The sequence below is a fragment of the Sphaerospermopsis sp. LEGE 00249 genome (genome assembly GCF_014299995.1).
Lineage (GTDB): Bacteria > Cyanobacteriota > Cyanobacteriia > Cyanobacteriales > Nostocaceae > Sphaerospermopsis > Sphaerospermopsis kisseleviana.
In genome coordinates this window covers 204,882-225,832 of record NZ_JACJUZ010000001.1, presented here as the reverse complement: position 1 = coordinate 225,832, position 20,951 = coordinate 204,882, and the positions used below count along the sequence as shown (strand labels likewise).

At 38.6% G+C, this 20,951-nt stretch carries 19 protein-coding genes; 5 read left to right on the top strand and 14 right to left on the bottom strand.

The annotated features are described in order from the left end of the window. Positions 1-189 precede the first annotated feature (189 nt). Positions 190-480, bottom strand: coding sequence for an HNH endonuclease (locus tag H5968_RS00995; RefSeq protein WP_187038437.1), 291 nt, complete (start codon positions 478-480; stop codon positions 190-192). A 283-nt stretch (positions 481-763) separates the two neighbouring features. Here H5968_RS00995 and H5968_RS00990 point away from each other — a divergent pair, with 283 nt between their 5' ends. Next, entirely contained in the window at positions 764-1,321 is a 558-nt protein-coding gene (locus tag H5968_RS00990; RefSeq protein WP_187038436.1) for a Uma2 family endonuclease, read from the top strand. Positions 1,322-1,510: 189 nt separating this feature from the next. Beyond that, entirely contained in the window at positions 1,511-2,110 is a 600-nt protein-coding gene (locus H5968_RS00985; protein WP_187038435.1) for a hypothetical protein, read from the top strand. Between the two features lie 360 nt (positions 2,111-2,470). On the opposite strand, the gene gndA is transcribed toward H5968_RS00985, so the two are convergent. Next, on the bottom strand, positions 2,471-3,901 hold the full coding sequence (gene gndA / locus H5968_RS00980) for an NADP-dependent phosphogluconate dehydrogenase (RefSeq protein WP_187038434.1): 1,431 nt from the start codon (positions 3,899-3,901) through the stop codon (positions 2,471-2,473). 239 nt (positions 3,902-4,140) lie between these two features. Between gndA and H5968_RS00975 the strand changes: the two genes are divergently transcribed. Next, complete coding sequence (locus H5968_RS00975) at positions 4,141-4,926, top strand: Ycf66 family protein (protein WP_187038433.1); 786 nt, start codon at positions 4,141-4,143, stop codon at positions 4,924-4,926. Positions 4,927-5,201: 275 nt separating this feature from the next. Further along, positions 5,202-6,566 (top strand): NAD(P)/FAD-dependent oxidoreductase, encoded by a 1,365-nt coding sequence (locus H5968_RS00970; protein ID WP_187038432.1) that lies wholly within the window; start codon positions 5,202-5,204, stop codon positions 6,564-6,566. Between the two features lie 554 nt (positions 6,567-7,120). On the opposite strand, the gene H5968_RS00965 is transcribed toward H5968_RS00970, so the two are convergent. The 7 genes from H5968_RS00965 to H5968_RS00935 form a co-directional block, all read right to left on the bottom strand. Continuing rightward, positions 7,121-7,996 (bottom strand): alpha/beta fold hydrolase, encoded by an 876-nt coding sequence (locus H5968_RS00965; protein WP_187038431.1) that lies wholly within the window; start codon positions 7,994-7,996, stop codon positions 7,121-7,123. A gap of 27 nt (positions 7,997-8,023) precedes the next feature. Beyond that, a complete protein-coding gene (locus H5968_RS00960; RefSeq protein WP_370569735.1) occupies positions 8,024-8,242 on the bottom strand; it encodes a MerR family DNA-binding transcriptional regulator in 219 nt (72 codons plus the stop codon). Positions 8,243-8,357: 115 nt separating this feature from the next. Continuing rightward, on the bottom strand, positions 8,358-9,002 hold the full coding sequence (gene mtnB, locus H5968_RS00955) for a methylthioribulose 1-phosphate dehydratase (protein ID WP_187038430.1): 645 nt from the start codon (positions 9,000-9,002) through the stop codon (positions 8,358-8,360). A 167-nt stretch (positions 9,003-9,169) separates the two neighbouring features. Beyond that, on the bottom strand, positions 9,170-9,724 hold the full coding sequence (locus H5968_RS00950) for an acireductone dioxygenase (RefSeq protein WP_187038429.1): 555 nt from the start codon (positions 9,722-9,724) through the stop codon (positions 9,170-9,172). Between the two features lie 72 nt (positions 9,725-9,796). Beyond that, entirely contained in the window at positions 9,797-10,663 is an 867-nt protein-coding gene (locus H5968_RS00945; RefSeq protein WP_187038428.1) for an alpha/beta fold hydrolase, read from the bottom strand. A gap of 312 nt (positions 10,664-10,975) precedes the next feature. Then, positions 10,976-11,500 (bottom strand): DUF3237 domain-containing protein, encoded by a 525-nt coding sequence (locus H5968_RS00940; RefSeq protein ID WP_187038427.1) that lies wholly within the window; start codon positions 11,498-11,500, stop codon positions 10,976-10,978. A gap of 366 nt (positions 11,501-11,866) precedes the next feature. Beyond that, positions 11,867-12,667: a Coq4 family protein gene (locus H5968_RS00935; protein WP_255427001.1), complete on the bottom strand. Its 801-nt coding sequence runs from the start codon at positions 12,665-12,667 to the stop codon at positions 11,867-11,869. 248 nt (positions 12,668-12,915) lie between these two features. Here H5968_RS00935 and H5968_RS00930 point away from each other — a divergent pair, with 248 nt between their 5' ends. Next, on the top strand, positions 12,916-13,329 hold the full coding sequence (locus tag H5968_RS00930) for a hypothetical protein (protein ID WP_187038426.1): 414 nt from the start codon (positions 12,916-12,918) through the stop codon (positions 13,327-13,329). A gap of 17 nt (positions 13,330-13,346) precedes the next feature. Here the strand turns inward: H5968_RS00930 and H5968_RS00925 are convergent, their stop codons facing one another. The 5 genes from H5968_RS00925 to H5968_RS00905 form a co-directional block, all read right to left on the bottom strand. After that, positions 13,347-14,216, bottom strand: coding sequence for a class I SAM-dependent methyltransferase (locus H5968_RS00925; RefSeq protein ID WP_187038425.1), 870 nt, complete (start codon positions 14,214-14,216; stop codon positions 13,347-13,349). A 103-nt stretch (positions 14,217-14,319) separates the two neighbouring features. Continuing rightward, a complete protein-coding gene (locus H5968_RS00920; protein WP_255427000.1) occupies positions 14,320-15,699 on the bottom strand; it encodes a cytochrome P450 in 1,380 nt (459 codons plus the stop codon). A 98-nt stretch (positions 15,700-15,797) separates the two neighbouring features. Next, positions 15,798-16,493, bottom strand: coding sequence for an isoprenylcysteine carboxylmethyltransferase family protein (locus tag H5968_RS00915; RefSeq protein ID WP_187038424.1), 696 nt, complete (start codon positions 16,491-16,493; stop codon positions 15,798-15,800). A 40-nt stretch (positions 16,494-16,533) separates the two neighbouring features. After that, the gene (locus H5968_RS00910; protein WP_187038423.1) at positions 16,534-17,994 is read right to left on the bottom strand and encodes an NAD(P)-binding domain-containing protein; all 1,461 of its coding nucleotides are present in this window, start codon (positions 17,992-17,994) and stop codon (positions 16,534-16,536) included. 305 nt (positions 17,995-18,299) lie between these two features. Then, positions 18,300-20,918, bottom strand: a complete 2,619-nt coding sequence (locus H5968_RS00905) for an aminotransferase class III-fold pyridoxal phosphate-dependent enzyme (protein ID WP_187038422.1) — start codon at positions 20,916-20,918, stop codon at positions 18,300-18,302. Positions 20,919-20,951 lie beyond the last annotated feature (33 nt).

The window sequence follows — 20,951 nt, the reverse complement described above, 5'->3', positions numbered from 1 at the left end:
ATCAGTAGAACAGTTAGAAGAATTATTAAATAAATTGCTAAACGAAGGAGGTCTTATTATTAAATGGGAGCGCAAAGTTAAAAATAAAGGTAATGCTGTTTATTCGATTTAGCTGCACAACAGCTTAATTGTGTATTTTCTTTTTCCATTTCTCCTCAAGAAAATATCTACATTTCCAATGAATAAAATCTAAAATTTTGACAGATCAAATAGAGATAATTGACCAACAGAAACATTACCCTTTCCACCGCGATGATAATTAATGTGGCATCCACTGCAAAGACAAATTAGGTTCTCTAATCTGTTATCAGATGGGTCTCTATTCCAGTGATGAACCTGGAGATTATAGGCACGGAGGTTAATAATATCATTAGGTTTTTCACCAGGACGTAAGCAAACGCGACCGCATTTTTGACAACGCCAATTAGCTTTTTCTTTAATGTTTTTAGCCAATTCTTTCCAGTGCTTTGGGTACTCCATGATAACTGTTAACACCAAACTTTAGGATTGTGATAATATTATAAAATAAACGTGATACTATTATATAACAAACAACAATATTTTTGGTGATTATAATAATGTAACTGTAAACATTCAGCAATCAAGGTTCAGTCAAAAGGTGAAAAACTGAAAATTAGACGTAAATTCCTCATCAAAGAAAGAGAATTCAAGATTCAGGAGTCAGAATATCTCATCTTTGTATTGAGTATTGAATTTTGAGCTTAAAATGAAAATCACAGCCTAGATGCAAGGAAAACTCACCATGACAGTTACTACTGCTAAATGGAGTTTAGACGACTATCATCGCATGATTGAAATTGGCCTTTTAGCTGGTCGTCAGGTTGAACTACTAAATGGAGAAATTATCAACATGGCACCGGAAGGACCAGAACACGCACAAATTAATACTGACTCTGCTGAATATCTGCGGGAATTACTTGGTTCAAAAGCATTGGTAAGAGATGCAAAACCTATTACTATTCCTGAAAGTAATTCAGAACCAGAACCAGATTTAGCAATAGTTGAACCACAGCGTGCTATTTATCGCAGTCACCATCCTTATCCTGAAAATATATTTTGGTTAATCGAATATTCTAAAACGACCCTGAATAAAGATTTAGATGTAAAACGCAAAACATACTCTGCTGCATCAATTCCTGAATATTGGGTAGTAGATTTAAATAATCAACAAGTAAAAGTGTTTAGAGAACCAATAAATGGTGATTATTCCCAAGAATTAACTTTGACTTTAGGTGAAATATCTCCGTTAGCATTTCCAGAAATTAAAATTTCTATTCAACGTTTGCTACAAGGGTTTTAAGGAGGCAGGAGGCAGTCTCAATGAAACAAGTTTCACAACCAAGTATGAAAATGTCTTTCTCCCCCTGCTTCCCCTGCTCTTTCAAGGCAGGAGGCAGAAGGGAAGAGGTAAGGAATACAGGCATTTTTGTTTTCAATCAATATGTTAAATTAATTTTGCTTTGGTACTTATTTAGTTAAGGTAATAAAAATGTCTTACAGTGAGTTTAAATTAAGTGAAGTTATCCAAAACTTTGGATTGACAATAAATGAATCTTCAGGGTTATTTGCAGAGACACCAGAGGAAGAATGTAGTGATTTACTAGCAACAATTCTCAAGGAAAATGTTGACTTAGCTGTTTCAATTAACACTGAAAAAGCTCGGTCTGAAATGATAATTAGTCCAATTTTACTGGAAGTTAGACGGAAATTGAATTACGAAATTAGTTTATTTTCTGGAGTAGATTTTAATGTTGATAACCAACAAGGATTAAATGGTTTTTGTGATTTTCTGATTAGTCTTTCTAAAGAACAGCTTTTTGTCCGCGCACCTGTAATTACATTGGTAGAAACTAAAAATGAAAACTTGAAATCAGGTTTGGCGCAATGTATAGCGGAAATGGTTGCTGCTCAGTTATTTAACGAACAAAAACAAAATCAGATTAAAATTGTTTATGGTGCTGTGACTATTGGTACTATTTGGCAGTTTTTGAAGTTAGAAGATAAAATAGTTTCCATTGATTTAAGTGAATATTATATCAAGGATGTGAAAAAGATTCTGGGAATTTTAATCAGTGCCATCAGGCAATAATAAGTAGGTCGGCGTTAAAAGTTGTCGTTATGGCAAGGCAGGGAGCAGGGGGTAGTCGTTTTGATTCCAAAAAAATATTGAATAATTTATTTTTTGGAGTTCCCTTAGCGTTTTATGAGCCAGGGAGATGGATTATTGATTATAGTTACCAAAATGCCTAATACTTGGTTGTAGGTTCTATAAAGTTCTCTACCTGTATCAACTTCTAAATATTAGATTAGAAAATAGTTATTTAAAGGCGATCGCTTGCAGTAGCAATAACCCAGTAATTAACTTATTATACATCATACTCAATACAAATCTAACAACTAAGGGCGGTTTTACCGCCCCTAACATCAATCGTAACTAACTAAAAACAACTTACTTCTTAGCTTCAGCAATGGGAACCCACTCAGTATGGAAAGTTCCTTCCTTATCAATACGTTTGTAAGTATGAGCGCCGAAGTAGTCCCGTTGTGCTTGAGTCAAGTTTTGAGGTAAACGAGCGCGACGGTAGCTATCGAAATAATCGAGAGAAGCACTAAAAGCAGGAACAGGAATTCCCATTTTAGCAGCAGTAACAATTATTTCCCGCCAAGCAGCTTGTCTATCCAGAATTGTTTGCTTAAATTCAGGTGCTAACAATAAGTTAGGTAATGCTGGATTTTCGTCAAATGCTTTCTTAATCTTATTCAAGAAACCAGCGCGAATAATACAACCACCTTTCCAAATTCGAGCCATTTCACCCAAATTCAGACCCCAATTATAGGCTTGAGAAGCGGTAGAAATTAACGCCATACCTTGAGCATAAGAGCAGATTTTGGAACAATAAAGTGCATCCCGCACCATGTTCACAAAAGTTCTTGTATCTTTAAAGATTGTGGGAGCAGGACCAGTTAATTGTTGAGATGCGGCAATCCGTTCTTCTCTAATAGAAGAGAGAATCCGGGAATTAACAGCAGCAGTAATTGTAGGAATAGCAACGCCTAATTCCAAAGCAGTTTGTACAGTCCAACGACCGGTTCCTTTTTGCCCCGCAGCGTCAACAATTAAATCAACTAAGGGTATGTGAGTTTCTGGATCAACGTAGGGGAAAATATTCGCGGTAATCTCAATCAAAAATGAATTGAGTTCGTCGGTTTTATTCCACTCTGCAAATACTTGATGTAGCTGTGCAGCATTCAAACCACCGACATTTTTCAGCAAATCGTAGGCTTCTGCAATTAACTGCATATCGCCGTACTCAATGCCGTTGTGAACCATTTTTACATAGTGACCAGATCCACCAGGTCCAATATAGGTTACACAGGGACCATCATCAACTTGTGCAGCGATTCTGTTGAAAATGGGGGATAGATACTCATAGGAACTTTTTGTACCACCGGGCATGAGAGAAGGACCATTTAACGCGCCTTCTTCACCACCACTCACACCCATACCGATATAGCGTAAACCAGTGGGTTCTAATTCTTGAGTGCGTCTTTCGGTATCTTCAAACCAAGAGTTACCACCATCAATAATGATGTCACCTTCTTGCAGTAAGGGTTTAAGCTGTTGAATTACCGCATCAACAGGTTTACCAGCTTGCACCATGACTAAGATTTTGCGGGGACGTTCTAATGAAGCGACAAATTCTTCCAGGGTATAAGCTGCTTTAACATTCCGTCCTCCAGCGCGGTTGGCCATGAAGGCATCGGTTTTTTCACGGGAACGGTTGTAAACTGCAATTGGGAAGCCATTACGCTCAACGTTTAGAGCGATATTTTCGCCCATAACGGCTAATCCAATCACACCAAAGCTTTGTAGTGTCATAGTTCAAATGTTTTTTGGGTTTGGCTAACTCTTGCAGATGCTTTCATCTTTAAGGGTAATCCGAGATTTTGGCTTCACTCCTAAAGAAGACATTAAGAGTTGAGGTAAATGGCAAAAATCACATCTAACACCAAGAATTGGTTTTGATTTGTATCTGAGTCAACAATTCAATGACAAATCAATAACAAAATTCGCAAAATGGAAATATGGCACATGATAACCTTGAAGGAGTTAAAAAAATGCTCGCCTATATCCTAGCGTTAGTAGTGGGAATTGGCAGTGTAGCTATTTACATAGCTGCTTTCTTTTTCCCGGAAATTCACCGCAAGAATGATTTTATCTGGAGTGGTGTGGGTTTATTTTACGCTTTGGTGTTATGGATTTTTGCATCACGCATTACTGGGGGTTTATTACTGGGTCATATAGCTAGTGTGGCGCTTTTGGTGTGGTTTGGTTGGCAAACTCTTTCTCTGCGTCGTCAACTTACACCAGAGGTACAACAAACGCCTATTCCCAGTCCTGAGTTAGTTAAAGTGAGTATTCAAGAACAGGTATCTAAGTTTTCTTTACAGGAAAAGCTGGGACAGTTATCATCGTTAATTGCTAATGTTTTTAGTGGTGTTAAAGGTAAGGTACAACAAGTAGGGAATAAACAACCAGTAGCACCTCCAGAAAAACCTGTTGTGACAATTGTTGATCAGACTACTCTTGTTGCAGAACAACCAAGCCAAACAACATCTCCAATGGAAGTGGTAACTGTTCCTGCATCTGAAACGGCTACACCAACGGCAGAAGTCAGTGAGGAAGTTAGTCAAACTGAAACCAAAACTGAAGCCAAAATTGAAACTGTTTCAGAAGTGACACATCCAACTCCTCCGACTCCTGAGTTAGTCGCACAAGCGCAAGAGGAAACCGAGGAAAAACCACCTATTTCTGTTGAGGAAGTCGCCCCAGATGCTGTACTTGCTCCCCCAGCAGAAGCACCACCGGAAAAATTACCACCCAGTGAAGGAATTGGTAGTTAGGTATTGGCAGGGAGTGGGGACTGGGGAAGAAAATTTTAGATTTTAGATTTTAGATTTTAGATTGGACTGAACAAAAACAATCCAAAATCCAAAATCCAAAATCCAAAATAAAAAACTCCTGAATACTGAATACTGAATTATTACAAATTTAGTTACTTTAACTACTTTTATTATTTTGTCAAGTGTTTTCTAAGAAACGGCAAACTATCTTATAACTTTGTTACATATTTGTTAAGAAAAGTTACACGCTTCTTAACAAAAGGGAATATTTTCTTATGGTTGTTTCACTTGAAAAGAATAAACAACATGAGGTTGTCATCATTGGTGGTGGTTTTGGTGGACTGTATGCGGCAAAATCTCTTGCTAATAGAAATGTAAAGGTTACTCTCATTGATAAACGGAACTTTCACTTATTTCAGCCTCTTTTATATCAAGTTGCCACTGGTACGTTATCACCAGCTGATATTTCTTCTCCTTTGCGTGCTGTTCTCAGAAAAAGTAAAAATACAAAAGTTTTGCTGGGAGAAGTAAATAATATTGATCCGAAGACACAAAAGGTATTTGTGGGTGATAAAATCGTACCTTATGATACTTTAATTGTGGCTACAGGTGCTAACCATTCTTATTTTGGGAAAGATAATTGGAAAGACTTAGCTCCTGGTTTGAAAACTGTAGAAGATGCGATAGAAATGCGTCGGCGGATTTTTTCTGCATTTGAAGCAGCAGAAAATGAAACTGATCCTGAAAAACGCCGTGCTTTGTTGACTTTTGTGATTGTGGGTGGTGGTCCTACTGGGGTAGAATTAGCGGGTGCGATCGCTGAGTTGGCATATAAAACCCTGCAAGAAGATTTCCGCAATATCGACACTTCAGAAGCGAAAATTTTATTATTGCAAGGTGGCGATCGCATTCTTCCTCATATTTCACCAGAATTATCGCAATCAGCAACAGAATCTTTACAAAAATTGGGTGTGATGGTTCAAACCCAAACCAGGGTAACAAATATTGAAAATGACGTTGTTACTTTCAAACAAGATGATAAAGTACAACAAGTTACTGCCAAAACTGTATTATGGGCAGCAGGTGTTGAAGCTTCTGGAATGGCAAAAGTTTTAGCAGATCGTACTGGTGTAGAATGCGATCGCTCCGGTAGAGTAGTTGTAGAACCAGACTTAACTGTTAAAGGTTACAAAAACATTTTTGTGATTGGAGATTTAGCTAATTTCTCCCATCAAACTGGTAAACCTTTACCCGGTGTTGCACCTGTAGCTAAACAACAAGGAGAATATGTTGCTGGGTTGATTTTACTACGGCTTCATGGTCATACTTTGCCACCATTCCATTACACCGATGTTGGTAGTTTAGCAATGATTGGGCAAAATTTAGCGGTAGTAGATTTAGGTTTTCTGAAACTTACAGGTTTTATTGCTTGGGTATTTTGGCTAGTAATTCACATCTATTTCTTAATTGAGTTTGATACTAAGATGGTAGTGGTAATTCAGTGGGCATGGAATTATATTACTCGTAATCGTCGTTCTCGATTGATTACAGGTAAGGAAGCTTTCTTAGGACCACAACCTATTAACAATTCTCATCCTTATCAGGCTGTAGAAACTACCAAACAGCCAGTTAAGGTTTAGGATTTTTGTTGTGTAGCTAGTACCACTGCCTTGAATTCTCTGGAAAAACCCGCCATCCCTCTTAACACTGAATCCAAGTGTGAGGTGGTGGGTTTAGCTCGTAGTGCTTCAAGATAGATCCTAGTACTTAGGGGTTGCTGAGAAAGTCTTTCCGTGAGAGCATAGGATTCAGGAGTCAGGAGTCAGGAGAAGATTTGAAAATTTCTTTGCCATCTCTTGAAATCCCAAAAAATGCACACTTTTTCCGGTATACCCTTCAAAACCCTTGCACTAATTTCTGTGTTTATCAGCCTCTAACCTTTGATATATCAAGGTTTTAGGTTTATTCAGCAAACCCTACTTACGCACTGTACAAATTTACCATGATGTGCATGAACGAAAATCCGTCGTTTCAGGCTTTTGGCGATTAACTTCCGATCAATAGCGAACTGCTTGCAGCAGCGCTTCGCTATCGCCCAAAAATAATTAAAAAATCACGTTAAAATGCCCGAAACCCATACCTCATATTTGGTTGATCCTGGCGTAAGTCCTAGATCCGGAAAATTTTAGGATTTTCAGATTCTGACTGCTGGGGATTCTGCTTTCATGGCTGTAATCAACTGCGCTAGAACTTCAGGTTGATCTTCAGGTACGAAAGCACGGGATTTTGCCACACGCTCTAGTCGAGCATTAGGAAAGGATTTGGTGAGGCGTTCAGCAAAGTGATAAGGAAAGAATGGATCGTTTTCGCCCCAAACAATTAAAACCGGTTTGTGAAAATTAGGAAAGGAACGTGCTGCTTCCAGAGTGTAACGATTGGAAATACCACGTACAACTTTAGTGACATCGTGACGTACACCAGCAAAACGAATTAGCGGTGTAAAGTAGGCTGCTTCTGCTTCTGGTTCTAATGGTCTGTGTGCCAGTAGGGCAAATAAGATATGTCGAGCTAAACGCCAGCGCATTACCTGGGCAAATGCAGAGATAAAGCCTGGTATATGGGCTGCGTACTGAAGGGGACGGAGCAACAGAGGTAAAAAGTTTTCAAAAGCATCACAGTTAGTAAGTATAAGTCCAGATATTTTTTCGGGGTACTGGTCAATCACTAACTGGCATATAGCACCACCTGTATCATTCCCAACCAAGGTGACATGATCTAATTCTAAGGCTGTGATAAAATCAGCTACTAAGCGAGCCAGACCAGGTGGAGTTAAGTCGGTATCCGGGTTCATGGGTTGGATATGAGAGCCAAGAGGCAAGTCTAGTACAATACAGCGAAACTTACCTTTGAGTAGAGATACAACATCACGCCAGAGTTGTCCGTTAACCAGAAGCCCATGTACAAAAACTAATATTGGTCCTTGTCCGTGATCGCTATAGTGAATTGTTCCTTGCGGTAGATCAACAGTTTTACGTTCTGGGGTGTTATTTCCTGAAGCCTCAAAACTCATTTTCTTCTCCTGTAAATTAAAAAATATCTAGCTTGTTTGATCTAGCTTGTTTGTTGGTATGCAGGACGGAACTGCCTGTTTTCCTTTCTCTTTTGAGAGTCCTGTGTACGATGCGATATCATATCTTCGCTGTCCTGATGGTGTCCTAATTGCTTGTATCTGTCCACTCTTTTCCCATCGTCTTAAAGTATGGAGACTGACACCAAAATGTTCTGCCGTTTCTTTTGGTGATGTGTATTTAGGCATCAGTTTTACTGAATTGATCCCCAAGTATTATATTACTCATTATTCAGATATGCTCAATGTTGCTCAGGTATTTTTCTTTCAGGACGTAACTCTCTCAATGTCCCTAAAGCTTCAGCTATTGTTCGCTGTGTCTGTTGATATCTAACTTACTAGCAGCCACTATATAGCGAAAGATATACTCTAATAACTCAATAGAATTACGACAGGATTCTGCTGAAGCACCCCAAACTGTGACACCATGATCACGAATTAGTAGTGCTGGTATTTGTGGTGGATGCATAGCGAAGCGTTTCTCAATATCAGCAGCAATCTGGGGAACTGCCAAATGATTTGTAAAAATTGGCATCACACAACGGGGGTTTTCCTGCCAAACTCCCAAACCTTTGAGCATTTCTAATGGTGGTAAAGGTAAAGTATCTCCTGTAACTAGGCGAGAAACCAAATTGCCCTCAATTGAGTGTATGTGATAACAAGCTTGTGATTCCGGGAACAGGCGATAAATTAACTGATGAATAGACGTTTCAGCCGAAGGTTGTGAGTTAGAAGTTGATGCTTCTATTGTGCCATCTGGCGCTATGCGGACAAAATCGCTAAGTAATAACTCACCCTTTGATTTACCACTGGCTGTAATCCAGAAGCTACCATCAGGTAAACGGGCTGAAAGATTGCCGGCAGTTCCCACCATCCAACCTTGTTGGTAAAAATAACGGGCATTTGCAATTAGTTGCAAACGAGAATCTGCTATTGTGATACTAGTCAAGTTATTGCCCTCCCAATTCAAAATTCAGAAATTTTGGGGCATGGGGCATTGGACAATTCAATTTTGGATTTTGGATTTTCAAGTTTGGATTGGATTTCAATCTAAAATCCAAAATCTAAAATCTAAAATTCTTTCCCCTGCTCCCTGCTCCCCGCCCCGTTACCTTGTCAAACCAGTACAGGTTGGCCAATACGAATTTTTCTCCCTGTATATTCGGGTGTCCAACCTTCTGTAGTTGTGAAATAGCGTACAGCTTTCACCCGTTTTATTGGGGTGAGATAGAACCAATGTTCAGTTCCAGCAGGAACTTTAATGTATTCTTCTGGTTCGACTGTCAGTTCTACTTGACTATCATCAGGAAGCACAAAGCCAAAAATCCCTTCTCCATCAATGATATAGCGGACTTCATCATCTGCATGGGTATGAATTTGCTGAAACTTGGCGATTAATTCATCAAGGTGAGGAATCCCTGGATGAAGCACCACCAAATCACGAGATTGATAACCTGCTGTCTGTTTTAGTTGCTCAAAGTAACTATCTAAACCTTGGAGGACTTGTTCTTTTTGCTCTTCGTTGAGGCTATCCTGTGCTAATAATCCTTTGAGTTGAGGATTATCTGTAACAGTCCAGCGATTAATTTCAATATTCAGAGGAGCTAGTTCCTGAGCAATTGTGATTAAATCTGTGTGGATAGTGCCATTTTCTAGTTTAAGAACTGCCATTGTTATCTCCTATTATGATGTGTGGTCTTATTGTGTAAATTTTTAGTTTATAAATGGTTTCTAACTTCTTACTCATGCAGTCACATTAAAAGCAAAACTTTTAATCAACCGCGCTAATACTTCAGGTTGATCTTCAGGTACGAAAGTACGCGATTTTGCAACACGCTCTAGTCGAGCATCAGGGAAAGAATTTTTGAGGCGTTCAGCAAAATTAAAAGTAAAGTATGGATCGTCTTCACCCCAAACAATTAACACTGGCTTGTTAAAATTGGCAAAAGAACGGGCTGCTTCAAGAGTGTAACGATTGGAAATACCACACATAGCTTTTGTGAGGTCATCACGCACACCAGGATAACGAATTAGGGGTGCAAAGTATCCTTCCTCTTGTTCTGCTTCCAAGGGTTGGTTTGCGAGTAGTGCAAACAGGAACTTCTGAACTAAACTTGAGTTGGTTAACTTTGCATACGTAAGAGCAAAGCCTGGTATGAAAAAAGCGTATTGGAGGGGAAGAAAAACTGGCGGTGGAAAGTTTTCAAAAGCATCACAGTTAGTCAGCACCAGTCGTGAGATTTTTTCAGGATACTGGCTAATGACTGACTGGCATATAGCACCACCTGTATCATTGCCAACTAAGGTGACATGATCTAAATCAAGGGCTGTAATAAGATCTGCCACTAAGCGAGCAAGACCAGGTAGAGTCAAGTCAGTATCAGGCTTCATTGGTTGGATATGAGAGCCAAGGGGTAGGTCTGGGACAATGCAGCGAAACTCGCCTTCCAACAGAGGTACAACATTACGCCAGAGTCTTCCGTTAACTAAAAGCCCGTGAACAAAAATTAATATTGGTCCTTGTCCACGATCACTATAGTGAAGTGTTCCTTGTGGTAGCTCGACAGTTTTATATTCTGGGATGTTACTTTCTTGAGCGTCAATACTCATTTGGCTATCCTAAATAAGTGAAAAAATATCCAGCTTACTTTTTGATCTTAAAATTAGATTTTGTAACTAATTCTTTAGAAAATCTAAAGATAACTAAATCTGAAATAGGCGATCTTTGATTCTCAGGCAGTGAACACAACCAAAAAAAGAAACCAGAGCGTTGGTGAGACAGTGCAGTGGTAAGGTAGTGCACTCAAGTGGGACAACCCCATAGGCTGATTGCCCGACTTGAGTAGAATGGTTTGCCTACGTCTACGATTTAGTTTGTTGCGTTACTCCCTGAGTAGGGGCTGAAAAATCCCCTGGTCATAACTAATGCACTGCAAATACTTCGTGAATTACACCACCGTCGCCAGTACGTCCCTTGCCGATTGCAACGATATGATTCAGCCATGCGTACCGCTGATCCCCTGTCTCAAATAAAGGATTAGTTCGGAGATAGTATCGCTCCTCTGCTCCCTTGGGATCGTCTGGCTTTAAATAATCCATCACATAAGCAAAGTTTTCTGGGGTTGTGATCATCCTTCCACCATAAGTCATGAGAATGATTGCCCCGTCATGGGTTTTGAGGCATACACGAACGTCAATTGCACCAGACCCGTCAGCCCTTACTCTTGCCCAATCACCACCAGACATCGAAATAATTTCACCTCTGAGTTTCGGTCCCTCGAAATAACCGGACTGGTGCATAAAGATCATGCGATGGCCATCAGGACCTGGTCCGACATCCATTGCTGCTTGCACCTGTATTCTGGCCGTGAATAAGAATTCAGTTTTAACTTCAGGCAGATATATTTCCTTGGTTTCCATTGTTGTCAATATTTCTGTGGTTTGCATTGCTATATTTCCTTGATATGGATTGTTCTTGCTTACGGACTAAACCCAGATGTTTACATTGGGGATTAAGCCACCGTTAACCGCGCCATTATATTATTAGGTTTTGGTTATAAAACTCGTACTAGAAACCAGTGTTAACCCAAGTTGCTAATTATAATTATCAGCCTTTTGAATAGCCCTATATCCCTCTGAAAAAAGGGGAATTTGATGATTTACTCGCCTTGTATAAGGTGGTTCAGGGAAATCAAATCCAGAATTAAACTTGAATATTGATAAGTAGCAACTTAGGTCATTATTATGCTTTGCTGGAAACAGCAAAGATACTAGTTTCTCGGAAGAGTAATCTGTTTGACACTACAAAAGTGTTTAAGAGTCTTTGATATTTAACTCTGCTCTCCACTGTGATAGCGGCTTTTCCCAACCCTCTTCCCACTTCTGCGCCAGGAAGGGTTTTGCCTGAATACCTACTTCGTAGCCCTCCTGAAGAAAACCTACAATTGCGGTTATATCTTGGTTCGTCTTGATCGCATTTAACATCCCTGCGGTAATCACGACGGTTAAAAGGGAAGAGCGAGTTTGTGCAACCTGAAATGCTGCCAGTTTAATTCCCCCAATACCATCCAACCATCCGTTCACAGTATGCCAAATATCATGAGTTTGTTGTATACGCATATAATAGTAGCTTGCGTCATCTACAACCTCGATAGGTGGATAAAAATCTTGCACATAGTTATTTGAGCGTAGGTAAGAGGCATAGGCAAAGCCTAACGAATCTTGAGGCAGTTTGGCTAATTCGTCTATGTCAGGATTCGGTGCAAAATATCGTTCTTCAAAAAGTTGAGCAATGTCAGGATTAGATTTGAGATATTTAACTTCAGCAGCATACAGTCCCTGCTGGGCTAACGCCGGACTCATTGCATAGCCGTCTTTAAGATTTATTCCGTTGTTCACAATGGAGAGGAAACCTTGCAGACCTCTGATTTCTGGGGTAAATAATTGATTCATATCAGTACCAAGAATAGAGTCAGGTTGTGAAATAGAGTGAAGTTTTGACATGAGAAAACCTAAATAATCGAAATTTACAGGACGAATGATAGCAGAGTTCGTAATCAGGGCTAAAGCCCTCAAGCTAAGGACTAACATCCTTACTACTAACTGATTTACCAAGCAAAGTTGCTTTAGCAGTTTCCTAGTCTTGAGAGGCTCAAGAAAAATCTAGGCCACATCTATCAACTTTTTTGTTTATGATTGTGGGTTTCATCCCTATACCTCCGAATACATATTTGCTTTGAAGTGCGATCAACATTCTTGAATGTATACTTAATCTTCCTAAATCCAAAAAATTGTCCATATCTTTGTAGCTGTATGTTTTTCGTGTGCTAAAATATCTGCAACGATGAGAACCATAAATACCCATGTCAATCACATCTCTGTTACCAAAAATTGCATTGTTTCTTTTCGTGCTATTTATGTTGTACGTCGCCGTTAGAGACAATAATGAAAATAATGCCCATATAAAAAATCTATGGCTTTTTCCTGCGTTATTGTCGGTGTTGTTCTTAACATTCTCGGCTTACACAGTAGCTGTTGGTGGTCTGTATGGATTTTGGACTGAGCATATCAGAAATTTTTGGGGTAATCAGATTTGGTTCGATTTGCTTCTAGGTGTGGGTATTGGATGGAGCTTTGTTGTACCTCAGGCCAAGGCTCTAGGAATGCGTCCACTGCCTTGGCTATTTCTAGTTTTCGCTACGGGTTGTGTCGGTTTGCTGGCAATGATTGCGAGGTTGCTTTACCTACAAGAAAAAATTGAAAAGGCAGAAAACTGACAACAGACGAATCTCTATCAAGACACGGCTTGAAATGAGAAAATTATGTAACGATATAAACCTTGACGGCTGAACCATTCCATAGTTTGGGTCAGAAAAATGTCAACTTCAGTATCCCATCCTGGGGGTGAGGCTTTACGGAGTATTTCACAAGAAATAGGGTAAGTAGGCAAGGTATTTACCGTAATGTCGTGTTCATAAAAAACTCGAAATCCCGTCCGTTTAGCTAGTGCCTCATAATCGTGTAAAGTGACGCTATTATTTAGGTTCAGGTTATTTTGTGCATAAACATCAGGAAATAAGCCTTTAAACACAAAATCTAACATCCCCATCCAAGGCATTACTATATCTGCTGGAGTGAAGTCACAAATCGCTAGATAACCACCTGGTTTCAGTACCCGTTTTGCTTCTTGAAAGAAAATCTCTCGACTGGGAAAGTGAAAGATACACTCAACAGCTAAAACCACATCGAAGGAATTATTCTCAAAGGGCAGCTTACAGGCATCTGCTTCTACAAATTCAATTTTGTTAGTTTCAGCAGGCAGAACAATTTTTCTGGCTCTGGCTAGCTGGCGCTCATCAATATTCACGCCGACTAAATCCATGTTTTTATATCTCTGATTGATAGTGGCTATAGTGCCTCCAAATCCACATCCTACGTCTAAAACTTTTTGATTATCTGTAATTCTGCCTGCTTCACACATTTTCACAGATAAATTTTCTGCTGCCTGTCGAAAGTCTTGAACAGAACCATCTGCTAAATTGTTGGAGTCCCAATAACCCCAATGGACATGATGCCCAACAGCTTCTGTCACTTCCTGATCTTGTCGCTCAATTGAATCCAGAAAAACATTGAAATAGCGGAGTCTATTTGTTTGGTCTGACATTGTTTTAATCCTTGAGATAGAATGTTGAGCTTGTGGTTGATGTGTAATATTGAATGTGTTGTGAAGAGATATGGCTATGGTGACAGAATTAACCAGCATCCTATTAGCGAAAACCAGTCAGAACTAAAGGTACACCATTGGAGGGTGCGATGCTACTGAAATGACGTTCTGGTTTAACAGGTTGATCATCAGCTATTTTTAAATTGTATTTAGATACAATTGAAGCGATTACTAGTTTCATTTCTAACATAGCTAAAGCATAACCCACACAAATCCTCGGACCACCACCAAAAGGGATAAACTCGTAAGGGGTATATTGACGTTCTAAAAATCTTTCTGGTCTAAATTGCTTTGAATTTGGATACAAATCTTCTTGATGATGGACTGAATAAATAGAGGGATAAAATGTTGTCCCAGCTTTAAACAAACGACCCATTATTTCCATATCTTGTTTAGCAGTACGTCCAAAAGCAAATGGTAATGTGGGATAAATTCGCAATGTCTCTTGACAAACAGCCGTTAAATATGGCAGTTGAGATATCTCAATTGGGTCGGGATTTTTCCCTAAACTATCGATTTCTTGTAATAGTTTCCTTTTTACTCGCGGATATTGTTCGAGCCAGTAAAAAGCCCAGGCTAAAGCAGTCGCGGTAGTTTCGTATCCAGCATATAACAAACTCATCAATTCATGTTTTACCTGGTCATCGCTCATTGTCTGACCATCTTCATAAGTTGCTTCTAGCAGTAAACTGAAGATATCATCTCCAAGTTTTTCTTTGTTAGTTCGCCTATATTCTATTTCAGCTTGAAGAAGCTGGTCAACTGATTGTTTGCTTCTGACGAAATTACCCCAGGGACTCCAGGCTCCTAAGTCTACTTGCAGAAATCTCAAAAACAACAAACTCGATTGCACTGGAGAATCAATTTGATCTATCCAATCAGTTATGACTGATATAAATTGTTTACTTTTTTCCCCTGTACTGAACCCAAACACTATGTGCATAAGTATCTTGAGGGTAATCTCCTCAATGACATCTCTAGCAATAAAAGGTTTATTTATTTTACATTTAGAAGTGACATTATCAGTAATTTCACATATTTTATTAGCATATAGCTTTAATCTATCTCCATGAAAAGGAGGCATAAGTAATTTACGCTCTCTTTTATGCTCAAAGCCGTCCAGGACTGCTACGGAGCGATCACCAGATATAGCATGGAGCATAGCGTTCATATCTGTAGTTCCGGTATCAAAAGATTTAGCATAGGTACTAAAAATGTCTTTAATTCCTTGAGGATGGCCTATAAATACCAATGGAGGGAAACCGAGTGGCCTCATAGTAAACATATCACCATATTTCTCTACACATTCTTCTAGATACTCCAAAGGTCGAACGAGCCAATTGATTAACTGAAATAATTCAGGATCTTCTGGTCCGTCTGGTAATTTATTGTCACTCATGAAAGGCTGCATGAGTTTGTTCATAAATGCGTTCACCAAGGTGTCCATACTTTATCATTTCCTTGTCTTAATTTTGGTAAATAAAATAGGCTTAATAATAAGCCTTTTTTTGATAATTACAACTAATAAATCAGAGGAATTATCCGCTTTGTTTGCTGACAATAATTTTTCCATTGTTGACCAAACTCCTTCTGGAGTAAGTTTTCTTCATCATATATTCGCCATGCCAACAACAACATATATACTCCACTCATTACCAGTCCCATAACTGAAAGATAGATGAGTGAAACTCCCAAAACCCAAACAAACAAACCAAAATAACGAGGGTGGCGTACATAGCTAAATGGGCCATCTGTGACTAACTTATTTCCTGATTGAATTGTCACATTGAAAACAAATTGTTTACCAAGGTGCAGTGGACCCCAAGTAGAGAAAATCAGACCAATAGTAAACATTACTACCCCAACATATCTTAAATAATTTTCAGCTTTAATTTGCCAGAGGTTGTGGTGATCGCAGTATGGCAAAAGGCTAAAAATGATCACGTAAATAGCCATACTCAACCATAAAGTGATGTTTTGGCGAGTTATGAGTTTATCTTTAACAGCGTCACTCACAAGATTTTGAGGTATAAACCAGGCATAGATAATAGCCATCAAAGTTGAACCAACTAAGAAAATAACTCTGGCTGGATTTGCTAAAAATTCTGGCAAGTCATCCATACCCCACCCTAAAAGTGGTATACCAATTGACAAAAAACCATAGATTATCAAGCTCAAGATAGCTTTAAATATGCTTAAAGATCCGTTCTTAATCATCTCCAACTCCTGATTTTTTCATGCTTTAGATGGCGTTTATTTACTTCCTTACTAACTTGGGTACTTGTTTAATCCAAGAAATTGCACCTTGCCATTTATTTGGTCCATCAATTCTATATTGTGTAGAGAGCATTGGGCCTGTAAAAATTTCCTTCAAAATTTTCCAGTTTTCCCACAGTTTAGGGAGAGCGTTAATTTCCTTAGCGATATCATCCATATAGTCAAAAGCGGAAACGCGCAAGCTACGGTATGCACTTTCAATCCAGCCTTCTTCTTGATGTTTTCTATGTTCTGCAATTTGCTCTTCCATTGCTACTTTTGATGGTAATTCTAGTTCACCGGAAATGACCTTAGAAAACCACCTTGCTTGTAGTTCAGAAGTGGGAAATATGACGTTGCCGTAAACAAAGCCAATAAAGCCACAGTTTGGTAGTTCTGGGTGAAATACCATCTTATAAAGATTTAAGTTTTTTTGATGGTCTTCACCTAAGTATTCATCCATAAAAGGAATTTTTACTTGATAACCTGTGGCATAAACAACAATATCTATTGCTTCGCTACTGCCATCTTCAAAGACAACTTTGTCTTCTTGAAAATGTGAAATATTGGGTTTGTTTTTGATCGCTCCCAAACGAATGCGGTTTAAGGCATCTTCGTTAAAAACAGGGCCTGATTTCTCTGGACCAACATCTGGTTTTACACCACAAGCAATGTGATCCAACATAATCGGGTAAAACTTTTGAAAGTGAACCAAAGATAATATTTGGTGACGGAAAGGAATATGTTTATTCAGGCGAGTAACGATAAAATCGAAAGGTAGTCTTTCACAGTATCTTGGCAGTAACCAGCGATTTTTACGGTAACTCCAAATGGTTTTATTAGAGTTATATGATGCAGTTACAGCAATATCAACTCCGCTAGGTCCGTTGCCAAGAATAAGAACATTTTTGTCTGTAAAAATTGACGGATCTTTATAATCTTTGGAGTGGATTATCTTGCCTTTAAATTTCTCTTCGCCTGGAAATCCTGGCCATCTAGCATCATTATAAATACCGCTACAAACAGCGATCGCATCAAAATTAAAAGTAGCTTGACCACCAGGATAGCTAATAGTAACGTCCCAACCATCATCTGTTTTTACAACTTTATCTACTGGTGTATTGAATTTGATATTTTTTCTAATATCAAAGTGATCAACATAATCATTTAGATATTGTAAAACTTCTGTATAGTGTGGAAACTCATTTGTTTCCATTGACATTGGATAATCTGAGAAAACACTAACATACTTTGAATGTTGAAAGTGAACCGTACTAAAAGCTCGTCCGTTAGTTTTGTTAAAAACCCAAACACCACCAACTTGATCACCTCTTTCAAAAACCGTTGGTTCGTGACCATCTTCCATCAGACATTTTGCTGTAGCAATACCACTAGCACCAGCACCAATTACAGCAACTTTACATTTACGAGTAGAGTTTTGGGCAGATTTTACTGTTTTCATAAAATAATCTCAGTATTGTTTTATTGTTTTCAAAAATTCAGCAAGGAGTATTTTTTAACAAACAGCCAATAAATTAGGACTTACGCCAGGATCAACTAAATATAAGGTATGGGTTTCGGGCATTTTAACGTGATTTTTTAATTATTTTTGGGCTATCGCTATTGATCGGAAGTTAATCGCCAAAAGCCTGAAACGACGGATTTTCGTTCATACACATCATGGTGAATTTGTACAGTGCGTAAGTCCTATAAAGAAGAGCTAGTAACTACTAATGCCTTCATTATACCAGATTACTGGCTAGCTAACTAAAGTGTAAAGAAACCATCACCGATCATTTCTTGCAAACTTAAGTCAAATGCAGTAGAAATTAATTCTAAGTCTTCTTGGGTATGGGCTGCGCTCAACATTAAAGTATGTAATTCTGGCATATAAATCCCATGTTTCCGCATATAATATGCTAGAGCTAGATTGACTTTAAAATTACTACCAGCTTGCTTTTCTCGGAAGTATTTAGCAGGTTTATGACTAAAGGTCAAAGAAAAAATGGAACGATTGGCCTTGACTTGAATAGGTACACCGTGAGAGTGACCAATTTCTAGCAGTTTTTCCGCTAACCAATTCGTATTATTTTCCAGTTGGACATATATTTCTGGGTGTTCTTGGAGATAAGTTAATGCAGCTGTTCCAGCGACACAAGTTAATGAGTTACCACTCATAGTCCCGCCGACAAAAGCTTTCTTTTCATAATCAGAAAAGGGATCTTGAGAACTCTTACCAATGTCAATGAGTTTCTGTTTACCTACAACTGCACCACAAGGTAGACCTCCACCAATTACTTTTCCTAAGCAAGTCAAATCAGGGAAAATTCCTGCCAAGTTTTGTACACCACCATAGGCTACCCGAAATCCTGAAACAACTTCATCGAATATGAGAGGAATGTCTAATTCAGTACAGATTTCTCTTAGTTTTGTGAGAAATTCAATGTCATAATTAGCCAGTAATGAAGGCATGGGTTCGCAAATCAAACAAGCTAAATCTGATGCTTCTGCACGCAATCTTTCTAAACCTTCAATGTGACCATATTGCAAAACCAAAGTATTTTTGACCGTCGCACTGTCAGAACCTTGAGTTCCTGCAATGGGTTGAGGATCAAACTTTTCACCTGTAAAGCGAAACCAGGAACTGACCATTCCTTGATCAGAAAATCCGTGATAGTGACCTTCACATTTTGCTATCCGATCTTTCTTTCTATAAGCTCGACACAAACGAATTGCTTGTAAAATTGCTTCTGTGCCTGAGTTAGAGAGGATAGCTTTTTCAGCACCTGGTAAAGCATCAACCACCATTTCAGCTAATTTTAATTCTGCCTCACTACCAATTGCGTTGACAAATCCATTAGCCAGGGCTTCAGAAATTGCTTGGTTAATGGCAGGATGGGCATAGCCTAAGAGGTGAGGACCATAACCGCATGATATATCTACGAAAACATTACCATCAAAGTCTTCAATTTTGCTGTTATGAGCCTTTTTAACAAACACTGGATAAGTGCTGGGGAAAAAGTATCGGTTGATGTGAGTAGGTGCAACTAAGAAACCATTGGCGCGATCGCGCATTGCCAAGGAAGAAGGAGAAGTTTGTTGAAAATAAACATCAAAAGTTGCTTTGACTTGTGGACTCATGTAGGGAGAATAACGGTCTGTAAACTTACTCGCATTCTCCCAAATATCAATATTGGGGTCGATTTGGGTTGCAAAGCCTTCACAAGATAAAAATACTAACTCAACTTTGGTAAAATTAGTAGTGTACCGTGCGCGATATTTCCGCAATACCTTACTCACATCTTGGAAATAACTAACTGTTGACCATTGTGTTTTATTAGCATCAAAATGATATTGTAAAACAGTTTTTATTTCCTCTGTGTAACCATTCCAGTTTTGATTTATGTAGGCTTTGTCTGTAACAAAGTGATTGGTAAAACGCTCGACAGCTATATCCCATTCCTTGCGAGTACAAGCGTAGTAAAAAGATGATAAACCCCATTTTTCATCTTCAGTCAGTTGCACTGTAATCCCATAGTCTAGGAGAATAATTGATCCATCTTTTGTAAAAAAGATATTTCCTGGATGGGGGTCTCCATGACATAATCCATGCATATACAGCATAGTATAGATAGTATCTTGGAAACGTTGAGCCACAAGATTGCGTTTTAATTCAACTTTGTGAACCTCTTTGCCTGGTATTCCTTCTACAAATTCCATGAACAATAGGTTAGATGTAGAAAGGTCTTTAATCACAGCCGGAACTCTGACGTAGGGATGATTCTTAAAGTTAAGATAAACTGCTTCCTGTTTTTCAGCTTCCTGCTTCATGTCTGCTTGAATAATCAGCAAAGACCTTAATTCTTTTAGCCGCTTTGGTAAACCTAGTTCTCTAACAGATGGAACTATGAGATCCAAGATATTAACTAAAAACTGGAAAATATCCAGATTCTGTTTGAGTTGATTACGAACATTTTTCTTAACAACTTTAACAGCTACTTTTTGTCCAGTAAACAAGGTAGCACTATGGACTTGAGCTATAGAACCACTCGCTAATGGCTGAAAGGAAAATTCACTGAAAATTTCTTCAAATGGCAGATGTAAATCCTGGTTGAGAATTTTCCGCGTATCCTCCTCAGACATATAAGGCACGTTATCTTGCAATTCTTTTAAGATTGTCACCCAATTTTGGGGAATCAAATCAGAACGGGTTGCTAAAATTTGTCCAATTTTGATATATATTGGACCCATTTGCAGGAAATACCTGTAAATCCACCGTGCTTGTTTTAAAGTTAGTTCTTCTTTTTTTGTCCCTAAAGTAGTGATAAAATAGCTACACAGGTAAGTAGAACTTACTACAGTCAATTTTAAAAGTTGAAAAAACATGAAATAAAAACTCCTTATTAAATAAAAGAAGAA